The organism is Micromonospora sp. CNZ296 (assembly GCF_007827635.1).
This window is the reverse complement of record NZ_VISW01000067.1, coordinates 1-1,418: the sequence shown is the minus strand read 5'-3', so window position 1 is coordinate 1,418 and position 1,418 is coordinate 1. Positions and strand designations below refer to the sequence as shown.

Below are 1,418 nucleotides of genomic sequence, written 5' to 3'. Positions count from 1 at the left end.
GGTTGCGTCCACGGGAGTGGTGTACGACTTGCCCGTGATGGGCGTGTTGCGTAGATGAGAGACGGCCATCGCGTCGATCCTTCAAGACGACCAAGTCAGAGAAGGAGAAGAGGACGCGATGGCCGCTTCAGAGAGTGTGAACCCTGTTGACCTGCTGCGCGAGCAGATCGAGGGCGCGTCGTCGGACGTGTTGCAAGCGATGATCAAGACGTTCGTGCAGGCGGTGATGTCCGCCGAGGCCGACGCGATCTGCGGCGCCGGGTACGGGCAGCGCAGCGATGAGCGGGTCAACTCGCGCAACGGTTACCGGCCTCGGGAATGGGACACCCGCGCCGGCACGATCGACCTGGCGATCCCGAAGCTGCGACACGGCAGCTACTTCCCGGAGTGGTTGCTGACCCACCGGCGTCGGGCCGAGCAGGCCCTGGTCTCGGTCGTGGCCACGAGCTATCTGCTGGGGGTGTCGACTCGGCGGGTGGAGAAGCTGGTCGAGCAGCTCGGGATCCGGCAGCTGTCCAAGTCGCAGGTCTCGGAGATGGCCGCGCATCTGGACGCGCAGGTGGAGGCGTTCCGCAACCGACCCTTGGACGCCGCCCACTACACGTTTGTGTGGATGGACGCCCTGACGATGAAGGTCCGCGAGCACGGCCGGACCGTCAACGTCCACGCCCTGATCGCGGTTGGGGTCAACGCCGACGGCGGCCGTGAAGTGCTGGGCCTGGACGTGGCCTCCGACGAGGACGGCGCCGGCTGGTTGGCGTTCCTGCGCAGCCTGACCGCCCGAGGCCTGTCCGGTGTCCGCCTGGTCATCTCCGACGCCCACGCCGGCCTCGTGGCCGCGATCGGGGCGGCTTTGCCGGGAGCTTCGTGGCAGCGGTGCAGGACCCACTATCTGCGCAACCTGCTGACGAAGGTGCCCAAGTCGGCGCAGCCGTGGATCGCCACCCTGGTCCGCACGATCTTCGACCAGCCCGACGCCGACGCTGTCCGCGCCCAGTTCGACCGGGTCGTGACCACGATCGAAGCGAAGTTCCCGGCCGCGGCCGAGCACCTCGACGCCGCCCGCGACGACCTCCTGGCGTTCACCGGCTTCCCCCGCGAGATCTGGCGCCAGATCTGGTCGAACAACCCACAGGAGCGGCTCAACAAGGAAATCCGCCGTCGCACCGACGTCGTCGGGATCTTCCCGAACCGGGCGGCGATCATCCGCCTCGTCGGCGCCGTCCTGGCCGAGCAGACCGACGAGTGGACCGAAGGACGCCGCTACATGGGCCTCGAACTACTCGCTAAAGCCCGCCTGATCACCATCGACACAGACCAACACGCCACCGACCAGACCGACCCGACCTCGATCGCCGCATAACATCAGACCGGATCACGCGATGGCCGTCTCCTACACCACCAGCGCGGACGCGACC

The 1,418-nt window shown here is 67.6% G+C and carries 1 protein-coding gene; it reads left to right on the top strand.

Going from position 1 to position 1,418, the window contains the following annotated elements; all coding sequences use genetic code 11:
- Positions 1–118 precede the first annotated feature (118 nt).
- Positions 119–1,363: an IS256 family transposase gene (locus tag FB455_RS34115; RefSeq protein WP_013284934.1), complete on the top strand. Its 1,245-nt coding sequence runs from the start codon at positions 119–121 to the stop codon at positions 1,361–1,363.
- Positions 1,364–1,418 lie beyond the last annotated feature (55 nt).